Source organism: Rhizobium sp. SEMIA 4085 (assembly GCF_013004495.1).
Classification (GTDB): Bacteria; Pseudomonadota; Alphaproteobacteria; order Rhizobiales; family Rhizobiaceae; genus Rhizobium; species Rhizobium gallicum.
On record NZ_JABEPH010000663.1, the window covers coordinates 1 to 1,327 of the forward strand.

Consider the following 1,327-nt stretch of genomic DNA (forward strand, 5'->3'; position numbering starts at 1 on the left):
CCGACCTACGCGTGGAGGTCGTCGGCGCGGACCGCGTCGGGCGCGATGTCTTCGGCATGGGCGAGCATCATCGCGGGGAGTTTCTCGACTCCGCGCCGGCTGTCATTCTGGCTGCGGCAGCGGCCCGGACCGGCCGGATCAGATTGACGAGTGCGGTGACCGTTCTGAGCGCCGCCGACCCGGTGCGGGTTTTTCAGGAATTCGCAACTCTCGATCTGATTTCCAAAGGCCGTGCGGAAGTCGTTGTCGGCCGAGGTTCCTTCGTGGAAGCCTATCCGCTGTTCGGTCTGGACACACGTGACTATGACGACCTTTTTGCGGAGAAGCTCGACCTGTTGCTCAGGCTTGGCGAGACAACCAATGTTACTTGGGAAGGTCGCTTCCGTCCGGCCCTCAAAGGACAAGGTGTTTTCCCGCGTCCCCATCAACCACAGCTACCATTATGGATCGGGGTCGGCGGCACGCCGCAATCCTTTGCCCGCGCCGGTGCGCTTGGCCTGCCGCTGATGATCGCCATCATCGGCGGCAGCTTCGAGCGCTTCCGTCCGCTTGTCGATCTCTATCGCGAAGCCGGCAGCCGCGCGGGACATAGTCCCGATGTGCTCAAGGTGGGCGTCCACGCGATGGGCTTTGTGGGAGAAACAGACACTGCAGCCAAGGACGCATTCTTTCCCGGCTGGGCGTATCTGACGACGAAGATCGGTCGTGAGCGCGGCTGGTCGCCGCCGACGCGCCAGCAGTTCGACGCCATGGCAGGTCCTGAGGGCACATTCCTGATCGGTGACCCCAAGACGGTCGCAGCCAAGATGCTGCAGGCCAGCGAGACGCTTGGCGGCGTTTCGCGCATCACCTTCCAGATGAGCACAGCCTCTCTCGACACGGCAGCGATGAAGCAATCCATCGAGCTTCTGGGCAACGAGGTTGCGCCGATCGTCCGGCAGGCTCGGCAAGTATAGGTGCCAGGCCGTGCCACGAAACGGGGAACACAATATGGACATCGAGGATCTGCGGACATTTGTCGAAGTTGCCGATGCCGGGGGCGTTTCTCCCGCGGCACGTCGGCTGGGGATCTCCAAGTCAATGGTCAGTCGGCGCCTCATCCGGCTTGAGGAAGCGCTCGGCATCCAGCTTCTTGCGCGAACGACCCGTGGTGCTGGGCTGACGGAAGCCGGGGGCACGTTTCGCGATTATGCAGCAAGGATCTGCACCGAGATCGACATCGCACGAGAAACGATAGTGCCCGACGGTGACCTTCGCGGGCGCCTGCGGGTGGCCGTCCCTCTCACGTCAGGCCCGCTACATTTTGCGCCCGTGCTGGCGGAGATGG

General features: G+C 63.1%; 2 protein-coding genes. Both read left to right on the forward strand.

Annotated features, from left to right (window positions below):
- Positions 1–956, forward strand: a 956-nt coding sequence (locus tag C9413_RS32175) for an Atu2307/SP_0267 family LLM class monooxygenase (RefSeq protein WP_170251568.1), incomplete at its 5' end; no start/stop codon positions are given.
- Between the two features lie 34 nt (positions 957–990).
- Positions 991–1,327: LysR family transcriptional regulator (locus C9413_RS32180; protein WP_170251570.1), on the forward strand; the 337-nt coding region annotated here is incomplete at its 3' end.